This is a genomic window from Arthrobacter sp. Y3225116 (genome assembly GCF_059091245.1).
This window is the reverse complement of record NZ_JBNHGL010000174.1, coordinates 1-6,005: the sequence shown is the minus strand read 5'-3', so window position 1 is coordinate 6,005 and position 6,005 is coordinate 1. Positions and strand designations below refer to the sequence as shown.

Annotated in this window: 7 protein-coding genes; 1 reads left to right on the top strand and 6 read right to left on the bottom strand. The window is 65.9% G+C overall.

The window, feature by feature from the left end; translation table 11 throughout:
• Positions 1 to 39 precede the first annotated feature (39 nt).
• The 5 genes from AC5RV2_RS13540 to AC5RV2_RS13520 form a co-directional block, all read right to left on the bottom strand.
• A complete protein-coding gene (locus tag AC5RV2_RS13540) occupies positions 40 to 909 on the bottom strand; it encodes a prephenate dehydratase (protein WP_494065040.1) in 870 nt (289 codons plus the stop codon).
• Between the two features lie 86 nt (positions 910 to 995).
• Positions 996 to 1,208 (bottom strand): hypothetical protein, encoded by a 213-nt coding sequence (locus AC5RV2_RS13535; RefSeq protein ID WP_494000808.1) that lies wholly within the window; start codon positions 1,206 to 1,208, stop codon positions 996 to 998.
• A 262-nt stretch (positions 1,209 to 1,470) separates the two neighbouring features.
• The gene (locus tag AC5RV2_RS13530; RefSeq protein ID WP_494092761.1) at positions 1,471 to 2,277 is read right to left on the bottom strand and encodes an amino acid ABC transporter ATP-binding protein; all 807 of its coding nucleotides are present in this window, start codon (positions 2,275 to 2,277) and stop codon (positions 1,471 to 1,473) included.
• Entirely contained in the window at positions 2,264 to 2,923 is a 660-nt protein-coding gene (locus AC5RV2_RS13525; RefSeq protein ID WP_494092762.1) for an amino acid ABC transporter permease, read from the bottom strand. Before AC5RV2_RS13525 ends, AC5RV2_RS13530 begins: the two co-directional genes overlap by 14 nt.
• Before the next feature lie 43 nt (positions 2,924 to 2,966).
• Complete coding sequence (locus tag AC5RV2_RS13520; protein WP_494092760.1) at positions 2,967 to 3,785, bottom strand: amino acid ABC transporter substrate-binding protein; 819 nt, start codon at positions 3,783 to 3,785, stop codon at positions 2,967 to 2,969.
• A gap of 345 nt (positions 3,786 to 4,130) precedes the next feature.
• Between AC5RV2_RS13520 and AC5RV2_RS13515 the strand changes: the two genes are divergently transcribed.
• Complete coding sequence (locus tag AC5RV2_RS13515) at positions 4,131 to 5,240, top strand: hypothetical protein (protein WP_494092759.1); 1,110 nt, start codon at positions 4,131 to 4,133, stop codon at positions 5,238 to 5,240.
• A 66-nt stretch (positions 5,241 to 5,306) separates the two neighbouring features.
• Here the strand turns inward: AC5RV2_RS13515 and AC5RV2_RS13510 are convergent.
• A partial coding sequence (locus tag AC5RV2_RS13510; protein ID WP_494092758.1) for a diacylglycerol/lipid kinase family protein occupies positions 5,307 to 6,005 on the bottom strand: 699 nt, incomplete at its 5' end.

Below are 6,005 nucleotides of genomic sequence, written 5' to 3'. Positions count from 1 at the left end.
TTTTTTATTGGTTTTTTGTTGTGTGTTCTGCGGTGTTGGCTACTGCGCGGCGGCGCCGGCGCGCACGGTCTGCCGGCGGAACGGATGCGCCGGGTACACGCCCAGGAGGCGGATCTCGGTGGTGAAGAAGTCCAGTTCCTCGAAGGCGTGGACCATGGCAGGATCGTCCGGGTGGCCTTCGACGTCCACCATGAACATGGTGGCGGCAAACTCGCCGCCCACCATGTAGCTCTCCAGCCTGGTCATGTTGATGCCGTTGGTGGCGAAACCGCCCAGCGCCTTGTACAGCGCCGACGGCACGTTCCGCACGCGGAACACAAAGCTGGTCACCGCCGGACCGGGAAGTTCCTCGCGGGACGGGACCGGCCGGCGGTCGGCCAGCACCACGAACCGTGTGGTGTTCGTGGGATCGTCTTCGACCTTTTCCGCGAAAACCTCCAGACCGTAGAGTTCGGCGGCCATCGGCGGCGCAAGGGAGACCTTGGTCGGGTCGTTCCATTCGGCCACCTCCCGGGCTGAACCCGCGGTGTCGCCGGCGATGACCGGAGTGAGCCCGAGCCTGCGGATCAGCTTGCGGCACTGGCCCAAGGCGTGAATGTGGCTGTGCACCTCGCGGGCCTGCTCCACGGTGGCCCCGCGTACCCCCAGCAGGCTGAAACGGATGGGCAGGAAGAATTCCTCCACGATCTGCAGGGTGGTCTTCGGCAGCAGCGCGTGGATGTCCGCCACCCGGCCGGCGATCGAGTTGTCGATGGGGATCATGGCCAGTTCGGCCTCGCCGCCGGTGACGGCAGCGAACGCATCCTCGAAGCTGGCACACGGCACCGCGTCCCAACCGGGGCGCACTTCCAGGCAAGCCATGTGGGAGTTCGAGCCGGGTTCACCTTGGTACGCAATTGCAGGAGCCATGGGCGAAATTATCCCACCGGGGCGGGTCGGCGCTTCATTCCGGGCAACCGGCCGGCGTCACATAACCTGACCGGCCCGCCAACCGCTTAGTACAGATGCGATTCCTGGGTGATGCCGTAGGGCACGTCGTCGCTCAGCTCCACCGTAAACTGCCCGGGCCCGGTGCGCGTGACCAGGATGCCGCAATCGCCGTCGATGGCGGCGAGCTTTTGCAGCTCTTCGACCGCAGCATTCAGGAGATCGTGCGCTTCGGAAGCCGTCTGTGCGGTCAACGACTTGGTAGCCAGGGAAGTGGCCATGGTTCTGCCTTTCGTGGCCGGAGGTTTCCGCGCAGGAGAAACGCGGGATGGAAGCTTCCGGCCGGAACGAGCCTGCCATGCGGAACGGTGCATGGAACTTTACATTCTGCCATCCCAGATGACATCAGATGAATTTTCCACCGGCGTGGCGTGCGCCACTCCTGCCATGGCGGGGGTGGCGCACGCCGGTGCCGGCGGGACCGCCGCGGGTGCAGGGAGCCTGCAGCGGGGAGGGCGGGGGCACCCGGAGGCGGACCCGGTCCTAGAACGGGTTCAGCAGCCGGTGGACGAACTGCCGGGTGCGCTCCTCCCGCGGTTGGCGCAGCACCTGTTCGGGGTGTCCGCGTTCCACCACCACGCCGCCGTCCATGAACACCACTTCGCTGGCCACTTCACGGGCGAAGGCCAGCTCGTGGGTGACCAGGGCCATGGTCCAGCCCTCGTCAGCCAATTCCTTGATCACGTGCAGCACGTCGCCCACCAGTTCCGGATCCAGTGCGGACGTGGGCTCGTCGAACAGCAGCAGCGAGGGCTTGAGCGCCAGGGCCCGGACAATGCCGACCCGCTGCTGCTGTCCGCCGGAGAGCTGATGCGGATACTGGTCTTCCTTGCCGGAGAGCCCGACGCGGTCCAGCAGCGACCTGGCCTCGCGCACCGCTTCGGCCTTGGGCCGCTTCTGCACCTGGACCGGGCCCTCGATGATGTTCTGCAGCACCGTCATGTGCGGAAACAGGTTGTAGTGCTGGAACACCATGGCGCTGCGGTCGCGCAGGGCGGCGATCTGTTTCCGGTTCACCGGCGAACCGAAGTCCACGGCCGGCCCGCCCGAAAAGGCGACCCGTCCGCCGTCGGGGGTTTCCAGGCCGTTCAGGCAACGCAGCACGGTGGTTTTGCCCGACCCGGAGGGTCCGATCAGGGCCAGGACGCCACCCGTCTGGACGGACAGATCGATGGACTTGAGCACCTGGTTGCTGCCGAAGGACTTTCGCAGGCCCTCCACGGTCAGCACCGGTCCGGCGGCGGAGCCGCGCTGCGAAGCGGCGGCGGAAGGGACGTCAGTGGGCGACATAGCGGTCCAGCCTCTTCTCCAGTCGGGACTGCCCGGCGGAGAGCACCAGGCAGAACACCCAGTAGACCGCCGCGGCCTCAATGTAGAGCAGCATGAATTCCTGGCTGAACGCCGCGATTTCCTGGGCGGCCCGGAACGCCTCGGTGACCAGGATCAGGGAGGCGAGGGAGGTGTCCTTGACCAGCGAGATGAAGGTATTGGACAGCGGCGGCACCGACACGCGCGCGGCCTGGGGCAGGATGATGCGGCGCAGGGTGGTGGTGCCGGCCATGCCGATGGTGTGGCCGGCTTCCCACTGGCCCTTGGGGACGGAGAGGATCGCGGCCCGGATGATCTCGGCCGCATATCCGCCCACGTTCAGGGAGAACGCGATGACCGCGCTCGGCCAGGGGTCGAGCACCACGCCGATCGACGGCAGGCCGTAGAAGATCACGAACAGCTGGACCAGCAGGGGGGTGCCGCGGATCACCGACACGTAGGCGCGGGCGATGCCGGCCAGGAGCCGGTTGCGGCTCAAGCGCATCAGGGCCACGACGAGCGCCAGCAGCAGACCGATGGCGAAACTGGCCAGCGTGAGGGGGATGGTGCCGGTCAGTCCGCCCTGGACTATAGGCCAGAGCGAACTGCCGACGAGCTCCCAGTCGATGTCCATACGGTTACGTTAGCGTCTCCCTGAAAGCCGGCCGGTACTACTCGCTGACGTCCGCGCCGAAGTACTTCTCGGAGATCTCCGCCAGCGTGCCGTCTGCGCGCAGCTCCTCCAGCGCCGTGTTGAAGGCTTCCACCAGGTCGTCGCTGCCCTTCTGGAAGGCGAAGGCGCTCTGCGTCTCCTCGTCTGTTTCGGCGGCTACCTTGATGTCTTTGTTGTTGTTGGTGGCCTGGTAGTCCAGGTAGGTCAGCTTGTCGTTGACGGTGGCGTCCACGCGGCCCTGCTCCAGCAGCGAAACCGCCTGCGCCCAGCCCTCCACGGCCTCGACATTGGCTCCGGCACCCTTGGCCAGTTTGTAGAAGTTGCTGGTCAGCGACTGGGCGGAGGTTTTGCCCTCCAGATCCGCCAGGGAGGAGATGTCGTTGTTGTCCGACTTCACGACGACGACGCCGGTGCTGACCGTGTACGGGTCCGAGAAGTCGTACTTGGCCAGGCGGTCTTCGTTGATCGAAACCTGGTTGGCGATCACGTCGAAACGCCCCGCGTCCAGCCCTGCGAAGATGGCGTCCCACTGGGTCTCTTCAAACTGCACATCGACGCCGAGCTTGTCCGCCACCGCGGTGACGATCTCGACGTCGTAACCGGTCAGGTCGCCGGTGCCGTTTTCGTGGAAGGAGAACGGGCGGTAGGTCCCCTCGGTCCCGACGGTGATCACGCCGGCCTCCTGGATCTCCTGCAGCGTGGTCGCGGCGGCAGAGGTCGCCGGCTCCGACCCCGACGGCGAAGACGTGCTGCAGCCGGCCAGCACCAGGGCGGCGGCTGCGGCGGCACCGAGGACGGACAAACGGCGACGAATCATGGTGGAAAACCCCTTGTGATGTGGGACGACGAGCCAACCGGCGGGTGGCCGGCAAACGCTGAAGCTAGCACGTACAACAACGGGTACCTCAAGATATGTTCCGAACTGTGTCGGCAATGTGAGCAGCCGCACTCCCGACGGCGCGCACCGGCGTCGTTAGGCGTGGCAGCGAGGCGTCGAACAAGTGTCTGATTCAAGACGATCGAGCCCCCTTCAGCGGGTACTGAAACCGGTCCGACACGATCGACATTTCGCCATGCAGCCGCCCTGTCGCCGGGTAGTCTTACGGTCAGCTCCCTCATGGTGCGACTCCCTCCTACGCGACGCCGACCGACCGGAGAACCAATGACCACGAATAAGCCGACACCCGCTGCCCCGAACGAGGAGGGTGCTCTCGTCGCTGTCGTTGAGAAGGCAAGTGACGTCTCCGAGCCTGATGGCTTGAAGTTGAAGATCTTCCAAGCCATCTCGGTGCAGCGGCCTGTCGTACTGGAGTATTTGAAGTCGCTTCGCCGGGAAAAGCCGGAGGCCACGCCCCAAGAAATGCTCAAGGAGCTCGATAAGCGCTACGTGGCCACCGTGACTATCGCGAGTACGGGAGTCGGTGCTTCGGCAGCCATCCCCGGCGTCGGCACGTCTATTGCCTTGGGGCTTGGGGTCGCAGATCTGCTGTTCTTCTACGAGACGAGCGCCCTTTATGTCCTCGCCGCCACGGAACTCCATGGGATCGAAGTGAGCGACGCAGAGCGAGCCCGGCCGCTTGTCTTTGGGATGCTGCTCGGCCAGAAGTCGCAGAGCCAAGTGACGAAGATCGTATACCAAGCCGCCGGGGCCGGAGGTGTCAATCAGGCTCGCACGCTCGCCTCCGGTACCGTCAAGCAGGCACTCCCGAACGGCTGGGGAGAGGTGCTCACTCAGCAACTTCCCGACTCGGCGCTCGCGCCGTTGGCCACGGTTCTCGCGCGGGAGGCGCTGAAAAACAGCGCGAAGCTCGGAGCTGGGACGCTTGGCAAGGCAATCCCCTTCGGCCTCGGCGCCGTCGTTGGCGGGGTCGGAAGTTTCACGTTTGGGAGCGATGTCGTCAAGGCCGTGCGTCTTGCGTTCCCTGAGCCCCCCACTGACTTCCCGGAGGTGCTTCTGGACTTCGAGAAGCCGGAGCCAGGGGTTGTGGAGCCGTCGCGTGCCGTGAAGGCATTGCAATCCGCAGCGGACAACGTTTCGGGTTTCGGCGAAACCGTCAAGGACAAGGCGAATGACGTCGTCGATGTATTTCGGTCGGTTGACATCGACGGCGACGGGGTACCGGACGAAGCGCGGGCGCTCACTGCCGCGAAACGCACCGGATCCGCCATCAAGGGTGCCGCAGTCGGCAGTGTCGGCGCGGTTGGTGGCATCTTCAAGCGAAAGCGCGTTGACAACGCTGAGGAGAAACAGGAACCCGATTCAGGTCGCTAAGCCTGTGAATGCTGCCCGCCCTGGAATTCTGAGTTCGGCGAGCCGCGCACCGGCGTCGTTGTTGTTCTATTCCGGTGCCACCCGCACCACGAGTGCGCCCGGGTCGACGCGCATCAGCAGGCGGGAACCCATGCCGATATGGTCGCCGTCCAGTTGCATCTCCTGGGGCCGGCCGGCGTGGATCTCCACGTGCTTGCCCTGGTAGTAGTCAACCGAAGGATCCACGCTGCGGCCGCGTTTGGCGAGCCCGGCCAGCACACCGAGCCAGCCCAGCCGGCCGCGGGGGGAGATGGTCATGACGTCCAGCAGGCCGTCGTCGAGCCGCGCGCCCGGAAACATCTCGAAGCCGCCCTGGATCTTGCCGCAGTTGCCGCCCATCACGCTGCGCATCCGCACGGTCATCGGCTTGCCGCCGTCTATGGTGACCGTGGCGCGGACCGGCTTGCCCGGAAGGTTGCGCAGGCCGGCTTCCACGTAGGCCAGCCACCCGATCCGGTCCTTGAGGCCGTCGTCGGTGCCGCCTATCACGGCGGCGTCGAAGCCGAGACCGGCCATGACCAGGAACACGGAGTCGCCGCCCGACCTGTCCACGGTGGCCCGGACCACGTCGATCCGGCGGTCGCGGCCCGCCAATGCGATGCCCGCCGCGGTCTCCGGGTCGTCAACCGGCAGGTCCAGGTTGCGTGCCAGCAGGTTGCCGGTGCCCAGCGGGATCACGCCCAGCGGCATGTCGGTCGCCGCCAGCCGGCCGGCCACGCGCCGCAC